Raw genomic sequence first — 20,452 nt, 5'->3', positions numbered from 1 at the left:
CCTCCAAATAACTAGTACAGCTCAGCTATCTAGCCGACTTTCTGGCAGCCGCGGGAGTCATTCCCAGAACTCTTTTGAACATGGCATGAAAATGAGGTAAGCTCTCGAAGCCGCACATTTCTGCGATGATGCTAATGTTGAGATCGTTTTCGCTAAGCAGCTGCTTCGCTCGGATAATTCGTTTGGTCATGATATAGGCGGTAATATTCATCCCAATTAGCTGCTTAAATACTCGGCTAAAATGGGCAGGTGTGACGGAAGCTTGCTTCGAAAGCGTCTTAAGGCCAATGTCCTCACAGAAATGCTGATCGATATAGAGTAAAATTTCCCTCATCCAAATAGGGGGAGCGATAGAATCCCCAGTGCTAGGTTTCGTGCCGGAACTCAGATCACGATTCAAAAAAAGCAGGAGTTGAAGAAGCTGCAGCAAGATAGCTTGCCGGTGACCCAAATTCGGATGTTTGAATTCATATTGAATGGATTCCAACCATGAATCTAGGTGTTGACGCTGTGCGAGTAAAGTTTCAAACTTGTAATTGTGATGTCCTGCAGCTTGCTCGAAGCAATGCAAATAAGAGAAATAGTCACCCAAGTTAGGAGTCTGTACGATGTTGGGGCTGAAATAAATCGCTGTGGACGTTACAGGCGTCTCTTTATCCGGAGTTGCCCGGTGAATCGTATTGCCAGGGATGAGAAAGAGATCGCCTTGTTTCATTTCATAAAACGTGTGATCGATAAAGAAGGTTCCTTTTCCTCGATACACATATACAATTTCATACCAATCGTGGAAATGATCAGGAAGCTCGCTTTGCGAGCTCTTTGTGTTTTTATAGGCAAATGAAAACGGGAAGGCATCGTTCCCATTGAAAACTTTACGGACGGGATGCATAAGATTCCTCCTTCAAGATAACTCGTAATCTCATGATATCAAAAAACCGTATAAAGATGCTAGATATCGTTATTTCATATGATTTATTTGGTGATACAATAGAAGAAAGCGGTACCAAATATGGATGATGAAGAGGAGAATCTCTATGCGGATCGATGCACACCAGCATTATTGGAAGATGGATCGGGGTGACTATGGGTGGCTTACACCGGAGCTGTCGGTATTATATCGTGATTTTCTGCCGAACGACTTAATACCCCACCTGCACCAGCACAACTTGGATCAAACGATAGTGGTTCAAGCGGCGCCCACATTAGAAGAAACGGATTATCTATTATCACTATGTGAGGAATCAGATACGATTGCCGGTGTAGTAGGATGGCTCAATCTGAATGATCCTGACTATCAAGTCCATTACGAAAGGTTTAGCCAGCACCCCAAATATGTAGGCTTTAGGGTCATGATTCAAGAAATGCCGGATGCGAGTGTTATACTCGAGCATCATTTTATAGATGCGCTCCGATATTTTGCTGAAAAAGATGTACCCATTGATCTGCTTGTCGTTTCCCACCAATTAGAACCAGTGGTTCAACTCTTGAATTTGGTTCCGGGTTTACGCGCAGTTATTGATCATATAGCTAAACCGCGAATTGCGGATGGCGTTATGGAGCCTTGGAAAAGCCAAATGGCGGCTATTGCGAAGCATCCAAATATATATTGTAAGCTATCCGGTATGGTAACAGAAGCCAATCATACGGAGTGGAAGCGTGAGGATTTTACTGGTTATATCCAGCATGTACTAGATATATTCGGAACGGAACGCGTTTTATTTGGCAGTGATTGGCCGGTTTGTTTGCTCGCTGCAGACTACGATGATGTCGTCGAGGTGCTTACTCAAGCCTTGCCAGGAAATTGGTCGGAAGCCGATAAAGTTCGCTTATTCGGACTAAATGCAAAGGAATTTTATAAATTATGAGATATCGTAAATTAGGCAAAACCGGGCTTGACGTCTCAGTGCTGAGCTTTGGTGCATCCTCACTTGGATCTGTATTCCGTGAAACAAACGAAGAAGAAAGCATCCGAACCGTTCATACAGCGATTGATATGGGCATTAATCTGATTGATGTGTCACCTTTTTATGGGTTAACCAAAGCTGAGACAGTACTAGGTAAAGCGATAGCCCAATTGGAGCGGGATCGTTTCATCCTGACGACGAAGGCGGGACGGTACGGAGCGGAAGATTTCGATTTCTCGAAGCAGCGAATTCTGGAAAGTGTTGATGAGAGCTTACAACGGCTTCAAACGGATTATATCGATATCTTATATTTACACGATATTGAGTTTGCACCATTTAATGAGATTCTGGAAGGCGCTTTCCCTGCGCTAGATGCATTGAAGCAATCAGGCAAGATTCGTTATTTTGGGGTATCCGGTTTACCGGTAGCTATATTTGAAAAGGCATTGGCTCACAAAGAACTGGATTCCGTCTTGTCCTACTGTCACTATAGTTTGAACGATACTTCCTTGTTGGATATAGTTCCGCTTCTGGAAAAGCATGGGGTCGGTTTGGTGAATGCATCACCGCTGTCAATGGGGCTTCTGAGCACTAGACCAGCAGCAGAATGGCATCCAGCCTCAGGCGAAATTCAGCGTCTATGTAAACAGGCTGCTGAACACTGTGCAAGTAAGGGGACTGACATTGCCAAATTGGCTGTGCAGTATGCAACAGCGAATGAACGCATACCAACAACTCTGGTCAGTACAGCAAACCCGGAAAACATACGCAAAAATATCGAATGGACGGATGAGCCTACCGATATCGAGTTACTTCAAGAAGTGCTGGAGATTCTGACGCCCATTCACAATAAGTCTTGGATTAGTGGAAGAACGGAATATAACGAGAAGACCTATGTGTAATAAGAATGGGGGAAATCAGATATGAGAGCAATTGTATGTGAACAGATCGAGAAGTTTAAGCTTGCAGAAGTGCAGGAGCCTAGCCTAAGAGCTGGCGAAGCTATTGTTCGCATCAAAAGGATTGGCATATGCGGGACTGATTTGCACGCTTATAAGGGGAATCAGCCGTTTTTTAGCTATCCTCGTATTCTCGGGCATGAACTGGCTGGTTATATTGAACAGATCAGTGAGGGAGTCACAGGACTACAAGTCGGTGATCAAGTAAGCATCGTTCCTTACATGCACTGCGGGGCTTGTATTGCTTGCCGTAATGGCAAGACGAACTGCTGCACGGATATGAGGGTACTTGGCGTACATATCGACGGGGGTATGAGAGAGCTGATCTCCTTGCCGGCCAGCCATCTCATTAAGACCGATGGGCTGACGCTAGACCAAGCAGCTATGTTAGAGCCGCTCAGCATCGGAGCTCATGCAGTGAGAAGATCCGAAGTTCGAGCTGGTGAAAACGTACTCGTAATTGGGGCTGGTCCAATCGGACTCGGCGTCATGATTCTGGCTAGGCAGCGCGGAGCAAACGTTATTGCGATGGACGTTAACGATGAGCGGTTGGCCTTTTGCCGTGATTGGGCAGGCATCGACCATACAATAAATGCCCTGCAGCAGCCGAAGGAGCAGCTAGCCGCTCTTACGAACGGCGAATTCCCTACTGTCGTATTCGACGCAACAGGGAACGCTAGGTCGATGACCGAGTCGTTCGGATTAGTCGCACATGGCGGCAAACTCGTGTATGTCGGACTTGTTAAGGCCGATATTACCTTTCATGATCCCGACTTTCATAAACGGGAGCTGACTTTAATGAGCAGCCGCAATGCAACCATGGAGGATTTCGACAACGTACGTGCCACCATGCAAGACGGCATCATCGACATCGAGCGCTACATCACGCACCGTGCGACATTCGAGGACATGATTGATCAATTCGAGACTTGGCTGAAGCCAGAGTCGAAGGTCATTAAAGCGATCGTTAGTTTGTGAAAATGGCGCGCTCAGTGTTGCTGGGCGTGCTTTTTTTGCGTTCCGATGGGGTTTCCACGGCAGCCCCCTTCTCATAGGGAGAGGGAGGTCCATCAAGTTCTGGAGCGCCGAAAAGGCGCTTAAAGCAGTAGGTTTGGAGTTTTTGTGCATGACTCCAAGTTATTCCCACCTCGGCTCAACTTTCAGGACTCTCCAATTCTGCAACGAAAGCAGAGGCAGCGGTCGATAGCGGCATATTTTTCAAAGTGATAATGCCGATCTTAGTCGACGGAATGGTAGCGTCAATATTCACCTCAAACAAGCTACCGTCTACCAACTCCTTCGCTACAAATTCTTTGGTTACGAAGGAAACGCCAAAGCCGATCTTTGCGAATTCAATGAGTAAATCCACGCTGCCGAGCTCAATTTCCGGTTCCAGCAGCAGGCCATTTTCACTGAACAGTCGGGTAACGAATTTCCGTGATGAGCTATTACTCGAAAATAAGATGATCGGGTAGGTTAAAAGCTTAGCAAGGGAGACTTTTCCCAATGATAGCTCTCGGTATTTTGGTCCCGTTACGAAGCAATCCTGAATGGTAATGCCTTCTCGCACCTGCAATTGGTCATCAAGAATAGGCGTCCTGACAATTCCAATATCAATTTTGCCTTCCTTCAGATGCTTCACAATTTCCGGTGTCGTTCCGTGGACTAAGTTAATCTGCACATGCGGATATTGCACATGGAATGACTCCAAGAAAGGGAGCAGATAGTGTTTGCACAAGGAGTCGCTGCCGCCAATTTTGATTTCTCCGCTAGAGAAATTACGAAGCTCACTTAATTTCTCCTCCGCAAGTGAAATAAAGTTGTACGCCTGCTCGATGTAGGAAAAAAGCACAGCGCCTTCCTTTGTAAGCTCGACTCCTTTGGACGTCCTTGCAAACAGCTGCAGTCCCAGAGTATCCTCCAACAATTTGATCGAGTGGGAGACACTGGGCTGGGTAATGTACAGCTCTTTTGCTGCTTTAGATAAGCTGCCAGTTTTGGCAGTCAGATAAAATACTTTATAAAGCTCAAAATTCACCATATAGACACCTTCTATAGCGAGTATCGAAACTATCAATTATTTGAATGCTTCATCTATCCTTATAATAAAGAGTAGATGGAATTAATACAACCAAATTGATGGAGGCGAATCTCTTTTGAATCAGACAACTGTTGGCATTGAAGAGTTAAGCATCAATACAATTAGAACGCTTACAATCGATGCAGTAGAGAAAGCTGCTATGGGTCATCCTGGTATGCCGATGGGCGCGGCGCCTATGGCGTATGCACTATGGACGCGGCACTTGAAGCACAATCCTACGAATCCCAAATGGGTAGATCGTGATCGATTTGTTCTTTCGGCAGGACACGGTTCGATGCTGCTTTATAGCTTGCTGCACCTAAGTGGCTATGATGTAACCATTGATGACATCAAGGAATTCCGTCAATGGGGAAGCCGCACACCAGGGCATCCGGAATATGGTCATACGGCAGGTGTTGAAGCAACGACGGGACCTCTTGGCCAAGGAGTCGCTATGGCTGTCGGAATGGCGATGGCCGAAGCTCATCAGGCTTCTGTCTACAATAAACCGAACTTCCCAATCGTTGATCACTTCACGTATGCCATTTGCGGAGATGGCGATTTGATGGAAGGTGTCTCCTCCGAAGCTGCTTCATTGGCTGGTCATTTGAAATTGGGCAAGCTAATTGTGCTCTACGATTCAAATGATATTTCGCTCGACGGCGAGTTGAACATGTCGTTCTCTGAAAATATCCGGACGCGTATTGAATCCTATGGTTGGCAATACTTACGTGTGGAAGAACAAAACAACGTCGCAGCGATTTCCGCTGCGATCGAAGAAGGCAAGGCGGATCTGGGTCGTCCAACCCTGATTGAGATCAAAACAACGATCGGCTTCGGCAGTCCGAACAAAGCCGGCAAAGGCGGCCACGGCGGCACGCACGGTTCGCCGCTTGGCAAAGAAGAGCTGCTGCTGACGAAGCAGGCTCTGGGCTGGCCGCTTGAGCCGGACTTCTACGTCCCGGCCGAGGTCTACAAGCACTTCGCCCAGCACAAGGAACTGGGCGCACAAGCCCAAACAAGCTGGGAGCAGCTGTGGAACAGCTACCAGGCTGCGTACCCCGAGCTTGCTCAGCAATTCGAGCTCGCCAACAGCGGCGACCTTCCAGCGGACTGGAATGCCGATGTGCCGCGCTTTACCCCCGAGAGCGGCGCTATATCAACACGTACAGCTTCTGGCAAAGTGATTAACGGCTTGGCGAAGCGGGTACCTCAGCTAGTAGGAGGCTCCGCCGACCTAGCGAGCTCCAACTTCACCATGATTAACGACGCCGCGGCATTCAGCGCCGCCGATTACAGCGGCCGCAACTTCTGGTTCGGCGTCCGCGAGTTCGCCATGGGCGCAGCACTGAACGGCATGCTGCTGCACGGCGGATTGCGAGCTTTCGGCGGAACGTTCCTCGTGTTCAGCGACTATTTGCGCGGCGCGATTCGCTTGTCCGCGCTCATGAAGCTCCCTGTTGCGTACGTTTTCACGCATGACAGCATCGCTGTCGGCGAAGACGGTCCGACGCATCAGCCGATCGAACAGATCCCATCCTTGCGGATGATTCCGGATCTGACGCTGTTTCGTCCTGCGGACGCTAACGAAACTGCAGCAGCTTGGGAGTATGTTCTCCAAGCGAAGGAAGGTCCGTTTGTATTCGCGCTCTCGCGTCAGAATTTGCCAGTGCTTCTGGGCACGGATCAGCTTGCTTTTGCTCATATTCACCAAGGGGCTTATATTTTATCCGATGTTGACGCATCAGCAACCCCTGACGTTCAACTCATCGCAACGGGCTCTGAAGTAACCTTAGCACTTGACGTGAAGAAGCAGTTGGCGCAATATGGTATTGGGGCTCGTGTTATTTCCATGCCAAGCCGTGAATTGTTCGAGCAGCAGCCAGAAGAGGTGCGGAATGACATCCTTTTACCACAAGTAAAAGCGAATGTTGTTATTGAGATGGCTTATCCTGCTGGATGGGAAGAGATTACGGGAGGCGATGGCTTCGTTGTTGGCATCCGTAAATTTGGTGCATCAGCGAAGGCGGATCGAGTAATTCGTGAATACGGCTTTACAGCAGATGCAATCGTTCAACAAATCAGACAGAAGTATTTCCAATAAGAGCCCACAAAAGGGAGAAAAGGTAGGGATACAGGATGAAATTGTTTATCGACACAGCCAATGTAGACGAAATTCGCAAAGCTCACGCGTTAGGTGTTGTAGCAGGAGTAACAACCAACCCTTCACTGATTGCTAAAGAAGGTAGAGACTTCTTCGAAACAGTGAAAGAAATCATCTCCATCGTCGGCGATGTACCGATTAGTGCAGAAGTCGTTTCACTGAAAGCAGATGAAATGGTTGAGCAGGGCAAGAAGCTTGCTAAACTAAGCCCAAATGTTGTCATTAAGCTTCCAATGACGTTGGATGGACTTCAAGCGACTAGCGTGTTCAGATCACTTGACATCCCAACGAACGTAACCTTGATCTTCAGCTCGACGCAAGCTTTACTGGCTGCACGCGCAGGAGCAACTTACGTATCACCATTTATCGGACGTTTGGATGATATCAACCAAGTGGGTATGAATCTGATTAAAGAAATCAGCCAAATCTTCCAAGTACACGGTATCAAATCAGAAATCATCTCTGCCAGCGTTCGTCACTCCGCTCATGTGATTGAAGCTGCGCTTGCAGGGTCACATATTGCTACAGTGCCTTACAAAGTTATCGAGTCCATGAGCAAGCACCCGCTAACAGATGCGGGGATCGAGAAGTTTTTGGCCGATTGGGAAGGCGCTAAACAAGAAAAGTTTTAAGCGTAGGAAGACTCGCTGTAAGAAGCGGGTCTTTTTTCTGCTTTTTCTGTTTTAGGTAAGTTTTTATTCGTAGTCATAAAAGGAGCCATGACCTTGATTATTAGCGATGTTGAGCATTTTGAGCAGGAACGTCATCTCTGGCCGCAGGCTGTAGCGCGAGGGATCGATTACATTTTGAATCGCAAGTTAGGTGAGGCGGAAGTTGGGAGATATGACCTTGAAGGTGATAATGGCCATTTGATGTTTGCCAATGTGCAGGAAGTTGTAACCCGTCCCTTTGACGAGCAGATGCCTGAGTCCCATATGGTGTATACAGATATTCAGTTTCTAGTAAGCGGGGAGGAAAGGCTTAGTTTCTACAAGCTGCATCCAAACGCGAAAGTGGTCGATGATAAGTTCGATACCCATGATATCGCCTTCTATGAGTCAGATCCGGTACAGCAAGAAACAGAAATTCTTCTGAAGCCCGGCATGTTTGCGGTTTGCTTCCCATCTGACATCCACCGTCCGAACTGTTCCATTACTGAGGCTAAGAGCAACAAAAAGATCGTCATTAAAATTCATAAAGACCTTCTGGCGCTGTAGCTCCAGCATTACTCCGAACTTTCCCCAGCATTACGCATAGCTGCGGAAAGTTTTTTCAATTTAGACATGAAAAGCTGGCAAATTCATCATGTATACCTTTAGGTTGGAACTGTATTATAATGATCAGTACTATATTTTGTAGTCCAGAGTGGTGATAACAGTGCTCCAAACCTTGATAAAAAAGACGAACAATATTCGCATTAAAAATAAAATCATTCTGGCGTTTATTTTGGTTGGTATCATTCCGGTGCTGATTGTTAGTGTGTATTTAACCCGAGAGTTCAGACAAACGGTTCTGAATGATGCTATCGGCCAAACGTCTAACAACGTTGAGAAAATCAGCAACCGGGCTTCGGATATTCTCAGGGTACCGATTGAGATTTCCAATAAATTGGTCATCAATCAACGATTGGAACGTATTGTGAATACGGAATATCACTCTGTTTATGATGTTGTAAGCGCTTATAAAGATTTTTCGGATTTCGATGATTTTACCAAGTTGTATAAAGAGGTTACTAATATCCGATTTTATACGACCAATCCGACGACTTTAAACAACTGGAACTTTATTCAACCTACAGATACTATTATCCAATCTTTTTGGTATCAAGAAGCGATGAACAAGAAAATGGACAGGAACAGTTGGTACGCAATCGAGGATGAAACCAAAAATAACGTTACCTATTTAAGCCTCGTACGAAAAATTTATTTTCCTAACTACCGTTCAAGTGGGGTCTTGGTGGTCAATGTGAATCCGGGTGAACTTCAGTCCATTGTAAGCAAAGAACTGTTTGACACGATGATTTTTGACAGTAGAGGCAGCATTGTGGCAGCCAAGAACACGGATTGGGTAGGTAAAAACGTTAGTGAATTAGACTTTGCCAAAGATTTTTTGAATAAACCGGAAGGGACCTACCAGACGCGATTTAATGGACAGGATTCCAAAATGCTTATTCAAGACTTGATCCCTGCACTAAGTGATAGTGGATTACGTATTGTATCCGTTTTCACTGTGGCGAGTATTGTTGGTAAAGCAAACCAAATCAGTTATATGGGTTTGTCCATCACGTTAATAAGTCTGGTTATTGTATTCGTGCTCATCTTTTTCCTTTCGAAAATGTTGACATCACGGATGCTTCATTTGAATCGGCAGATCAATAAAGTGGCTTTAGGGGATCTTAACGCAACGTCGGAAATCGATGGTCAGGATGAGATTGGGATGTTATCCAGACAATTTAATAATATGGTCAGAAGCATTAACGAGCTTATGGACGAAGTTCACCATTCGAATCGGGTCAATAACCAGTTAGAGCTAAGGCAGAAAGAGATTAAGCTGAAAATGATGGCCAGCCAGATTAATCCCCATTTTTTATTTAATGCATTGGAATCCATTCGGATGAAAGCTCATCTTAAAGGAGAAACCGAAATCTCGGGGATTGTCAGAACACTTGGGAAGTTGATGAGGAAAAAGCTTGAGATTATGGGAAGCCTGATTCCCCTGAAGGACGAGTTGGAAATGGTACGCGGCTATTTGGACATTCAGAAATTCCGCTTTGGTGATCGGCTGAATTATGAAATCCATATGGCACCAGAGGCAAGCATGATCAAGATTACACCATTAATTATCCAACCGATTGTAGAAAATGCGGTGGTTCATGGTTTGGAGTCTATCGAGAATAACGGAGTTGTTCGAATCTATGCGAGCGTTAGGGAGGCTCACTTGCAAATCGAAGTCACCGATAATGGGATGGGGATGAGTAGCCAGAGACTGCTGGAAATAGAACAAACGATGCAAGATACGGAAGATAAAGAAGAGCATAGAATTGGCATGCGCAATGTACATCAAAGATTGAATTTAATGTACGGGGAGGCATATGGCCTATCGATCAACACCAACGAAGGCAAGGGAACGAGGATTACCTTCTCCATACCGATCAAGGAGTGAATAGGATGTTTTCTATATTAATTGTAGATGATGAACCAATGATTCGCGCCGGCCTGCAAACTTTAATTGATTGGGAGCAGTATGGTTTCAAAATTGTAGGCGCTGCTATGAATGGTAAAGAAGCGATGAGCAAGTACGCTGAATTGGCGCCAGACTTAATCATTATCGACATTCGCATGCCCGTGATGGATGGTCTGCAGGTTATTGAAGAAATTCGTAAAACGGATTCCTTGTGCCGATTTCTCATTTTGAGCGGTTACGCAGATTTCGAATATGCAAAGAGGGCGATCGTGGGGCAAGTGGATGGCTATATCCTCAAACCTGTGGACGAAGAAGAAATGATTATAGAGTTGACTCGCATCCGTTTCCATTTACAGAAACAAGCAGAAATGGTTCGGCTTACATCTGTGCAAGATACGAAACGAAGAGAAGATTGGATACAAGCCTTATTGGTAGAAAATGATGAAAAGCAAGAGATCCTGCCTCCGGACATAGCTTCTCGTATGGGGCCAAATTTAGACCGTTATCAAGTGCTGCTGCTTCAATTACCAAGCCTGCAAGTGACGGATTCGCATGGCCAACAGCTGGTAAAGGGAAAGCTGGCCCAACTCTTTGAGGAGAAAGGACGGGGATTTGTATTCACAGCAAATTCCTACGTTGGGGTCTTACTTGTAGATCCAGTCACGGATGAACGAAAACGGAAAATAATCTATGAAGACATCAAATCCATCCTGAACGATACACTCTTTTTTGCCGCCATTGGATCTATTGTTAAGCAGATTACAAATGTTAGCGCTTCCTATTCAGAAGCTGCCGATTTGTTGAAGGAGCATTTTCTTTTTAACAACGAACTTATTGTTAGGCAGTCTGAAGAAGAACCGCGTGAAAAGCTTGATTCGCTGGATATTGCCTCACTTGCTGAGAAGATGTACTATGCCATGGATATGGGAAATAAAGAAAGCTTGGAGCAGTGTCTTAAGCGGGCAAGCTATGTAATTCTCGCCTATGAACGCAGCGAACATGGGATCAAAACCCACTACGCTCAGCTTATTTCTATTGTACTGAATAAATTAGCTGGACTTAGCGATAAGACGTATACGGTCGTGCAAAATTCGATGCCGATGATCACTGACATTTTTGAACAGCCGAACTTTGAAACCATGCAACAGCGGATCAGCAGTCAATTGCACGAATTAACAACTCAAATCAGCGGCTCCAGCAATGAACCGGTGCTCAAACAGATCCTCGATTTCATCGAACGGCATTATAATGAGAATCTGAAGCTGGATACTTTGGCCGAGTTATTTAACTATACAAGCGGGTATTTGGGCAAAATTTTCAAAAATTACACAGGATCGCACTTTCATACCTACCTTGACCAAATTCGCATTCAAAAAGCGATCGAGCTGCTGGGAGAAGGCCTCAAAGTTCATCAAGTCGCACTCCGTGTCGGATACCCAAATGCGGACTATTTTCACAGCAAGTTTAAAAAGTATGTAGGGGAATCACCCTCCTCTTTTAAAGGAAAGTCGCTAAAAAGCTGAGAACTTAGAGGAACAGAAAAAAAATGAGGTGGCAGGGTTACTCTTGCCTTCTCATTTTTTTGTTTTCTGTTGATTGCAAGTGAAACCCATCATTGTGTAAGCGCTATTTTGACATGATTTAATGATGAATTTGCGTGGTTTTTTAAACAGCGCCCGTCCAGTATTATAAAAACATAGGCCAATGACTGGTGTTTACGAAACCAGTATGTTCCGCAAAACGCAGGTATCACTTATGCAGAAAGCTTTTCTCTGGAAAGCTCTTAGGAGGGATTTAATGAAAACGCTAGCTACTGACAAACACACCCTCCTGACGGAGAGAAAAGAGTCAAAGCGGTTTTGGAGAACGATGATTCAGCAGCGGTATCTCTACATGATGTCTATCCCTTTTGTCATATGGGTTATTATTTTCAGTTACCTTCCCGTCTGGGGTTGGCTCATGGCATTCCAGAAATTCAAACCAGGGAAATCGATACTGAACCAGCAGTGGGTGGGGCTTGATAATTTCAAACAATTGTTCATGGATGAGAGATTTTACCTTGTATTGCGCAATACGCTCGCTATGAGTATCTTGGGGCTTATTGTTAGTTTTACAGTGCCTATCGTATTTGCAGTTCTGATGAATGAGTTGAGAGGACAGTTATTCAAACGCTCCATCCAAACAATCTCTTATTTACCCCATTTCGTATCCTGGGTAGTCGTAGCCAGCTTGGTAACGAAGATGCTTTCAATTGATGGAGGAATTAATGAGCTTCTGCTGAAGCTGCATATTATCGATCAACCTATGCAGTTTATGGCCAAGGGCAGTTGGTTTTGGGGTATTGTAACCTTTTCCGATATGTGGAAGGAAACAGGCTGGAACTCGATCATTTTCTTGGCTGCTATGGCGGGCATCGATCAGGAGCAATACGAAGCGGCTACTGTGGATGGAGCAGGCCGATTTCGTCGCATTTGGTACATTACGCTGCCAGGTATTCGGACAACTTTCATGGTCGTATTCATTTTATCGATTGGTAGTTTAATCAGTATCGGCTTTGAAAAGCAGTTTCAGCTGCAAAACTCGCTGGTGACCGATTATTCGGAAGTTCTTGAATTGTACGCGCTCAAATACGGGATTCAATTAGGACGATTCTCATTTGGTACGGCAGTTGGCATTTTCAGTTCAGTTGTAAGCATTATGCTTGTGTTAACTGCAAATACCATTTATAAGAAAGTCACCAAAGAGACCATTATCTAGTAGAGCCCGTGATTATGATGCAAGTTTTCCTGAAGGGAAAATCATTAGAAAGCAAAACTCTTAGGAGGTGAAAACATGCAGACACAATTCAAGAGAAGTAATATCGACATTGGTTTCGACCTGTTTCTCTATATCGTCATGACTATCGCAGCGATTGCTACCTTATATCCCTTTCTGAACGTGTTAGCCATTTCTTTTAACGAATCTGTAGATACGGTAAGGGGCGGCATTCACATTTGGCCTCGCGCATTTACATTGGAAAATTATGAATCGATATTTCGTTTTCCCGGTCTGATCAAAGGTTTCCAAAATTCAGTTCTGCGTACAGTAATCGGTTCAATTTTAGGAGTAATTAGTGCTTCGATGGTTGCGTTTGTCTTGGCACGCAGAGATTTCCAAGCACGAAAACCGTTTTCCATGTTATTTGCGCTTACCCTATATTTCTCAGGCGGATTAATTCCCAGCTACATGCTGATGCGCGATCTGCACATGATCAATACATTCTGGGTCTATATTATTCCCGGCATGCTCGGAGTATGGAACGTATTCATTATTCGTTCTTATATTGACGGACTGCCCTACGCCTTGCAAGAATCGGCAAAAATCGATGGAGCCAGTGATTTTACGATTTATTGGAGGGTGATACTGCCGCTCTGCAAGCCAGTGTTGGCAACGATTGCCTTGTTCATTGCGGTTGGGCATTGGAACTCTTGGTTCGATACTTTTCTATATAATAGCTCGAATGAAAAGTTGACGACGCTGCAATATGAATTAATGAAGGTGCTGCAGAGTACACAAAGCGGCAACGAAGCGCACAATACCAATATTGTGCAAAATGTAGCAAAAGTATCGCCTGAGTCCATCAAAATGGCGATTACAATGGTTGTATCTGTACCGATTCTGCTTGTTTACCCATTTTTGCAAAAATATTTTGTTAAAGGGATTACGCTTGGTGCTGTGAAGAGTTAATTGTATTTAGTAATTACAGGTTTTTCTGTTTACAATAGCATGTACATGATAAGGGGAGGGCAACACCGCATGAAAAAGAAGACGGCAACAATGACGGCAGTCTTGCTTATTACAGCAATTGTTACAGCAACGGGCTGCACCAAAGACGCTGCACAACCATCGGCAACGCCAAACAGTACAAATGCAACAAGTTCTAACGATACAACGCCAATCACTTTCTCGATGTATAGCGCAGATCCGAACCAAGACTGGGACGATATGCAATCCGGAGTCGGCAAGAAAATTAAAGAAAAAACAGGTGTTACGCTTAAAATAGAATTCCCGGTCGGCCCATCCGATCAAAAAGTAGGGCTCATGGCCTCCAGCGGCGAGTACCCCGATCTAGTTATGGCGAAAGGCGATACACAAAAGCTGATTGATGCCGGTGCCATGCTGGATCTTACGCCACTCATCGATAAGTATGGTCCTAATATCAAAAAAGTATATGGCGATTATTTTAAAAGACTTCGTCTGAGTAATGAAGATCATGCTATTTATCAGCTTCCAACCGCACAGGTGAACCAAAAGTATTTTGATTCGGAAGGCGGCTTTGAACTTCAACATCAGGTTCTCAAGGAACTTGGCTATCCGAAAATCAAGACCTTGCAAGATTATGAGAACGCTATTAAAGCATACAAAGAGAAACACCCAACCATTGATGGGAAACCAACAATTGGACTTTCGCTGCTCGCAGACGACTGGCGTATCCTTATATCTGTGACGAATCCGGCTTTCTACACCACAGGAGCACCGGATGACGGAGAATTCTATATCGATCAGAATACGTATGAAAGCAAGTATCATTTCCTGCGTCCGGAAGAAAAAGAGTATTTCAGATGGCTCAATCATATGAATAGTATCGGACTACTTGATCCGGAAAGCTTTGTGCAAAAATACGATCAATATAAAGCCAAAATTGCCAGCGGTCGAGTGCTTGGTTTGATAGACCAAAAATGGGAGTATGGCGAAGGTGAAAACGTCTTGAAGAAAGATGGCAAATTTGATCAAACCTATGCTCATTTCCCGGTAACAATGAATGAGAATATCAAAGATCACGCCTTTCAAGATACAGGTTATTTAGCTGGTAATGGAATCGGTATAACAACAAAAGCCAAGGATCCCGTTCGTGCGATCAAGTTCTTGGATTGGCTTGCTTCAGATGAAGGCCAAGTATTGGTAAACTGGGGAATTGAAGGCGTCGATTATAAGGTGGAAAATGGAAAACGTGTCATTACACCTGAGGCGCAGGACAAGAAGACAAGCAATCCGAGCGCCTATAAGAAAGAAAATGGTATAGCAAACTACTGGTTGTCCGCGCGCTATGGAGATGGTGTTAAAGATCCGTCCGGAAACTATTATAATCCTGTTTTCCCTGAACAAATCCAAAAAAACTATACACAAGCAGACAAAGATACTTTAAAAGCTTACAATGCTACAACGTATTTGGATCTGTGGCCGAAGCCGGAAGAGTTTCCAGTTAGAAAATACGGCGCAGCCTGGACAATTAATCATCCAACAGGCTCCGATCTGCAAGTAACCTTTCAAAAATCCGAAGATATTATGAAAAAACGGATTCCAGAAGCGATTCTGGCGAAGCCTGAAAACTTTGATAAAGTGTGGGATGCTTTCATGGCAGACCTGGATAAAGTCGGCGTGAAGAAAATGGGTGAACAGTTTACCCAGATGGTTAAAGATAGAGTGAAGCTCTGGAACGAATAGACGTATGGCACGAATGAGTGAAAGGGTCCGTGTCTCACGGGCTCTTTTTCAAGAAAGGAGTCGGTACTCATGATCAGGCTGTTCCAAACGCATCGAATTCGCCGAATAGATGAGTTAGAGGGAATGTGGGAGTTCACAACCACTTCAGAAGATGTTGAGGACTCGGTTTTCCCAACGACATACGATTTCAGCTTACCCGTGCCAGGGTGTTGGGAAACGCATCCCCGATTTCAGACGTATCGTGGACACGGATGGTATCGACGGAAGGTTACGGTCTCGAGATCAGGACCTATACGATTCGAGTTTCACGGTGTAAGTCATACAGCTGATGTTTATTTCGACGGCCGACTTGTTGCGCATCATTACAATGCCTATACACCATTTTCTATTGTTATCCCTGATGCTCCGGAAGGCATGCATGAGTTGGTCATTAGGGTAGATAATTCGTTCTCTGAAGCATCGGCTTTACATGTTCCTAATGACTACTATACCTATGGGGGAATCATTCGTCCTGCTGTTTTTGAGGAGATTGCGGAAGTGTTTGTAGAGAGGGTACATGTTACCCCGATATATGAAGATGGGGAGTGGAGCGGGGCCATAAACGTTTTGGTGCGGAATGTTTCAAGTACAAAAAGAGTTATTGAAATTAAAGGACGACTCGCGGATGTCGATTTCGTTGTTGGCACTGTCGAAATTGAAGCAGAGTCATCGATAGAGATTTCCCGAACTTTGGCTTTTCCTGGTGTAACCCCTTGGTCGCATGAATCTCCCCAGCTGTATTTGCTGGAAACGCGGTTATATGATCAAGGTATCGCTGAACCCATTGATGACTTAATTGAACGTGTCGGCTTTCGTATTATAAGGACGGAAGATGGACAAATCCGTTTAAATGGGCAGGAGATCAAGTTAAAGGGAGTCTGCCGACATGAAGATCACCCTCTGGTTGGAGCTGCATTACCGCTGCAGCTGATGGTGGCTGATTTAGACCTGATCGAAGATATGGGTGCGAACGCAATTCGTACAACCCATTACCCGTACGATCAGCGGTTTCTTGATCTGTGTGATGAGCGCGGGATCTATGTGTGGGAGGAAAATCATGCACGCGGTTTGTCGCTGGAACAAATGCGCCACCCACTCTTTGCCGAGCAATGTGAGAACTGCAACCGTGAAATGGTTGAAAATCATTATAATCACCCTTCGATTATCATTTGGGGGATTCTTAACGAGTGCTCGAGCGATACGGATGAAGGGAGAGTGCACTATGAACGGCAGTTGAGACAACTTCGCCATATGGATGCGAGCAGACCTCTTAGCTACGCGTCGCATCATCACTTCAGCGACATATGCTTGGATTTGGCTGATATCGTCGCATTCAACGTATATCCGGGATGGTACGTAGATGATGAGCCAGGACACTTAAGTGACCGAATAAAGAAATGGGCGGATCAAGCAGGCGGAACAGATAAGCCATTCATTATGAGTGAGTTCGGCGCGGATGGCTACTATGGATTCCGCGCACCCCCACGAGTGAAAGGCACAGAAGAGCGCCAGGCAGATATTGTTGGTAAAGCATTGGAACACTTTCTGGAGCGTCCTTACATATCTGGCATGTTCATCTGGCAATTCTGCGATTGCCGGGTCACGGAAGGAACCGGATGGTTGCTGACAAGAGCGATGACACAGAACAGTAAAGGGATCGTGGATGCGTATCGCAGGCCCAAGCTAACGTATGAGACGGTGCGCGATTTTTACCGTAAAGATGGCTGATGAAATTAGAGGGGGGAGCTAGCAATGAACACAAATACTACTTTTCAGTTTCAAAACACGGAATTACCGCTCGAAGAGCGTGTTATTGATTTGGTTTCCCGTTTCACGCTAGAAGAAAAAATAAACCTAATGTGTCAGTATCAGGCGGAAATCCCCCGCCTTGGTGTAAAACCATATAAGCATGGGACGGAAGGGGCACATGGAATTGCATGGTTGGGCGAAGCGACAGTGTTCCCGCAAAATATCGGTCTAGCATGTACATGGAATCCGGAATTGCTCCGTGAAATTGGCTCAGCCATTGCTGATGAGGCAAGGGTATATTTTCAGAGAAATCCTGCAATTAATGGACTTACGATATGGGCGCCTACCGTTGATATGGAACGCGACCCTCGTTGGGGGCGTACGGAGGAGGCCTATGGAGAAGATCCTTATCTGACAGGGAGGATTTCTACGGAGCTGGTGAAAGGTATGCAAGGGCCGCATCCGTTCTATTTGAAGGCAGTTGCCACGTTAAAGCATTTCCTTGGGAATAACAATGAGGTTGACCGAGGTGAGTGTTCGGTCAGCATCGATCCGCGCAATATGCGGGAATATTATCTGAAAGCTTTTGAGGCAGCCTTCACAGAGGGTGGTGCTCTTTCGATGATGACGGCTTACAATGCCGTCAACGGCACGCTCTGCAATCTGAATCCAGATGTGAACGAGATTGTGAAGGGTGAATGGGGGATGAATGGTTTTGTTGTTAGCGATGCAGGCGATGTTATAGGCACGGTGCGCGAGCATAAACACATGCATTCTTACGCTGAAGCGGTTGCGGAATCGATAAAGAACGGTATTGACAGCATAACAGATGATCAGGAGATTTCGATTCGCGCCATTCACGACGCACTAGATCAAGGATTACTGAATGAAGAGGACTTGGACCAAGCGCTAAGGAACACGTTCCGTGTCCGCTTTAGACTAGGGGAATTTGATCCTGAGGAAGGTAACCCTTATGCCCATACACCAGAATCCAAACTGTGCGCACCCGAGCATGCGGAGTTATCCCTACGTGCTGCGCGCGAATCGATCGTATTGCTAAAGAACGATGGGGCTTTGCCTTTGAAAAGTGGGTTGGAGCGGATTGCTGTTATAGGTCCACTCGCGAATAACGTTTATACGGATTGGTACAGCGGTACACCTCCATATCGAATCACACCGCTGCAAGGGATTCAGGAGAAGATGGCTGGGAAGACGGTCCTCTTCGAAGAGGCTTGCGATCGGATAAGGCTTCGTAACAAAGCTACAGGCGCGTACGTTGGGCTTAGCGATGATGCGCAGCAGCTGCTCGCTGCCGATTGCACGGACGCGGCCGACGCGGTCCTGTTCGACCGCGATGACTGGGGTTGGGGCAGCGTAACGCTGCGCGCCGCCGACAGCGGCAAGTTCGTCACCGAGACGGACGACGGCTGTCTCGCGGCAACTGCCGACGAAGCCCGCGGCTGGTTCGTCAAGGAAGCCTTCGGCTTCGAGGCGCTGGAAGGCGCCGATGCCGTGATGAAGTCATGGGCCGGCCAGCAGGTGAGGGCCGGAGAGGGCGGGCTGCTGACCGTCAGCGGCGGAGCCGGTCAGCCAGGTGACGTCGATTGCTTCGAGATCGACGTCGTGAAGGACGGCATCCGCGCAGCGGTGGATGCCGCTAAATCTGCCGACGCCGCCGTCGTTTTCGTCGGCAACAACCCATTCATCAACGGTAAGGAATGCGTTGATCGCCAAGACCTGACGCTTCCGCCTGCGCAGGAAGCGCTCATTCGCGCCGTGTTCGAAGCAAATCCGAACACGGTTGTGGTTATCGTCGGCAGCTACCCGTTTGCCGTTAACTGGGAAGATGAGCATATCCCTGCTATGCTCTACAGCTCCCACGCCGGACAAGAACTTGGTCACGCCGTTGCAGATGTGTTGTTCGGCGATTATAATCCGGCGGGCCGACTGAACATGATCTGGTACCGTTCTACGGACCAGCTTCCGGATTTGATGGATTATGACATCATCAAAGGGAAACGAACCTATCAGTACTTTGATGGTGAAGTTCTTTACCCGTTCGGTCATGGGCGTTCTTTCACTGATTTTCAATATAGTGATCTGCGGCTTAGCTCTGTAGACCTCGATGCCGATGAACAGTTGAAGGTCTCCATCCGCATTGAAAACATCGGAAACCTGGCTGGAGATGAGGTTGTCCAGCTATATGTTCGTGCTAACGAGTCTCGCGTTCAACGTCCGCTTAAGACATTGAAAGGATTTCAGCGCGTGCATCTGGTGCCTAGTCAAAGCGAATCTGTGACATTTACGCTTCCAGTAACGGAGCTTGCTTTTTGGGATGTAACGCGTGACCGGTATTGTGTGGAAAGCGGTGCTTACACGATAATGGTTGGCTCTTCTTCAGGCAGTTTGCACGCGGAAGCATCTTTCTCCGTGCACGGAGAAACGATTCCGCCTCGTAAGTTGATTGGTCCTGTTCGCGCCGCTAACTATGACGACTATGAAGGCGTGTACTTAGACGCATGCCGCGAAGGCGGAGGAACGAGCCTACGCAATCAAGGTGCGGCAGGCTGGATTGCCTTTCGTGGCGCCGACCTGGGCAGTGGAGTGGATGCATTTGAAGCCCGCGTTGCCCAAGCGGAAGCGGGTGCGAAGATCGAAATTCGTCTCGACGCGGCGGATGGACTGCTTGTAGGTATCTGCACCGTGCCGCCTACGGGCGGTTGGCAGGCTTGGACGACGGTCAAGGCTGATCTGTCAGGTGCTGCTGGAATTCGTGATGTTTATCTGCGCTTTGACGGAACTGTGCAGATTAGTTGGTTCCGGTTGCACACAGACAGTTAAGCGCAAGCTACTGAAAAAAGATTGCATCTGGACCAGAGGTCCTGGGCAA

Annotated in this window: 15 protein-coding genes; 13 read left to right on the top strand and 2 right to left on the bottom strand. The window is 46.3% G+C overall.

Translation table 11 applies throughout. The annotated features are described in order from the left end of the window. Positions 1-25 precede the first annotated feature (25 nt). A complete protein-coding gene (locus QFZ80_RS27780) occupies positions 26-889 on the bottom strand; it encodes an AraC family transcriptional regulator (protein WP_307552684.1) in 864 nt (287 codons plus the stop codon). A 145-nt stretch (positions 890-1,034) separates the two neighbouring features. On the opposite strand from QFZ80_RS27780, the gene QFZ80_RS27775 reads away from it, so the two are divergent. The 3 genes from QFZ80_RS27775 to QFZ80_RS27765 are packed head-to-tail and all read left to right on the top strand — an operon-like array spanning position 1,035 to position 3,841. Then, complete coding sequence (locus QFZ80_RS27775; protein ID WP_307562053.1) at positions 1,035-1,865, top strand: amidohydrolase family protein; 831 nt, start codon at positions 1,035-1,037, stop codon at positions 1,863-1,865. Beyond that, positions 1,862-2,806 (top strand): aldo/keto reductase, encoded by a 945-nt coding sequence (locus QFZ80_RS27770; RefSeq protein ID WP_307552688.1) that lies wholly within the window; start codon positions 1,862-1,864, stop codon positions 2,804-2,806. The genes QFZ80_RS27775 and QFZ80_RS27770 overlap by 4 nt, the downstream gene beginning before the upstream one ends. Positions 2,807-2,827: 21 nt before the next feature. Continuing rightward, positions 2,828-3,841 (top strand): zinc-binding alcohol dehydrogenase family protein, encoded by a 1,014-nt coding sequence (locus QFZ80_RS27765; RefSeq protein ID WP_307562051.1) that lies wholly within the window; start codon positions 2,828-2,830, stop codon positions 3,839-3,841. A gap of 175 nt (positions 3,842-4,016) precedes the next feature. Here QFZ80_RS27765 and QFZ80_RS27760 read toward each other — a convergent pair whose 3' ends face one another. Next, positions 4,017-4,904, bottom strand: a complete 888-nt coding sequence (locus QFZ80_RS27760) for a LysR family transcriptional regulator (protein ID WP_307552692.1) — start codon at positions 4,902-4,904, stop codon at positions 4,017-4,019. Between the two features lie 115 nt (positions 4,905-5,019). On the opposite strand from QFZ80_RS27760, the gene tkt reads away from it, so the two are divergent. The 10 genes from tkt to QFZ80_RS27710 all read left to right on the top strand — a co-directional run bounded on the left by tkt (position 5,020) and on the right by QFZ80_RS27710 (position 20,403). After that, positions 5,020-7,047 (top strand): transketolase, encoded by a 2,028-nt coding sequence (gene tkt / locus QFZ80_RS27755; protein ID WP_307562049.1) that lies wholly within the window; start codon positions 5,020-5,022, stop codon positions 7,045-7,047. 35 nt (positions 7,048-7,082) lie between these two features. Continuing rightward, positions 7,083-7,739, top strand: a complete 657-nt coding sequence (fsa, locus tag QFZ80_RS27750) for a fructose-6-phosphate aldolase (RefSeq protein ID WP_307552695.1) — start codon at positions 7,083-7,085, stop codon at positions 7,737-7,739. A 93-nt stretch (positions 7,740-7,832) separates the two neighbouring features. Continuing rightward, positions 7,833-8,324 (top strand): NanQ anomerase/TabA/YiaL family protein, encoded by a 492-nt coding sequence (locus QFZ80_RS27745; RefSeq protein ID WP_307552696.1) that lies wholly within the window; start codon positions 7,833-7,835, stop codon positions 8,322-8,324. 160 nt (positions 8,325-8,484) lie between these two features. Continuing rightward, positions 8,485-10,269 (top strand): sensor histidine kinase, encoded by a 1,785-nt coding sequence (locus QFZ80_RS27740; RefSeq protein ID WP_307552698.1) that lies wholly within the window; start codon positions 8,485-8,487, stop codon positions 10,267-10,269. Positions 10,270-10,274: 5 nt separating this feature from the next. Next, positions 10,275-11,813: a response regulator gene (locus QFZ80_RS27735; protein WP_307562047.1), complete on the top strand. Its 1,539-nt coding sequence runs from the start codon at positions 10,275-10,277 to the stop codon at positions 11,811-11,813. Positions 11,814-12,159: 346 nt separating this feature from the next. Continuing rightward, the gene (locus tag QFZ80_RS27730) at positions 12,160-13,047 is read left to right on the top strand and encodes an ABC transporter permease (protein WP_307555947.1); all 888 of its coding nucleotides are present in this window, start codon (positions 12,160-12,162) and stop codon (positions 13,045-13,047) included. A gap of 75 nt (positions 13,048-13,122) precedes the next feature. Continuing rightward, on the top strand, positions 13,123-14,016 hold the full coding sequence (locus QFZ80_RS27725; protein WP_307562045.1) for a carbohydrate ABC transporter permease: 894 nt from the start codon (positions 13,123-13,125) through the stop codon (positions 14,014-14,016). 69 nt (positions 14,017-14,085) lie between these two features. Further along, positions 14,086-15,774, top strand: a complete 1,689-nt coding sequence (locus tag QFZ80_RS27720; protein WP_307562043.1) for an ABC transporter substrate-binding protein — start codon at positions 14,086-14,088, stop codon at positions 15,772-15,774. Positions 15,775-15,843: 69 nt separating this feature from the next. Beyond that, positions 15,844-17,541, top strand: coding sequence for a glycoside hydrolase family 2 protein (locus QFZ80_RS27715; protein ID WP_307562041.1), 1,698 nt, complete (start codon positions 15,844-15,846; stop codon positions 17,539-17,541). A gap of 24 nt (positions 17,542-17,565) precedes the next feature. Further along, positions 17,566-20,403 carry a glycoside hydrolase family 3 protein gene (locus QFZ80_RS27710; protein WP_307562039.1) on the top strand — a complete coding sequence of 946 codons (2,838 nt, stop codon included), beginning with the start codon at positions 17,566-17,568 and terminating at the stop codon, positions 20,401-20,403. Positions 20,404-20,452 lie beyond the last annotated feature (49 nt).

The sequence above is a fragment of the Paenibacillus sp. V4I7 genome (assembly GCF_030817275.1).
Lineage (GTDB): Bacteria > Bacillota > Bacilli > Paenibacillales > NBRC-103111 > Paenibacillus_E.
The sequence above is the reverse complement of the archived record's forward strand: the minus strand, read 5'-3'. Positions and strand labels throughout refer to the sequence as shown.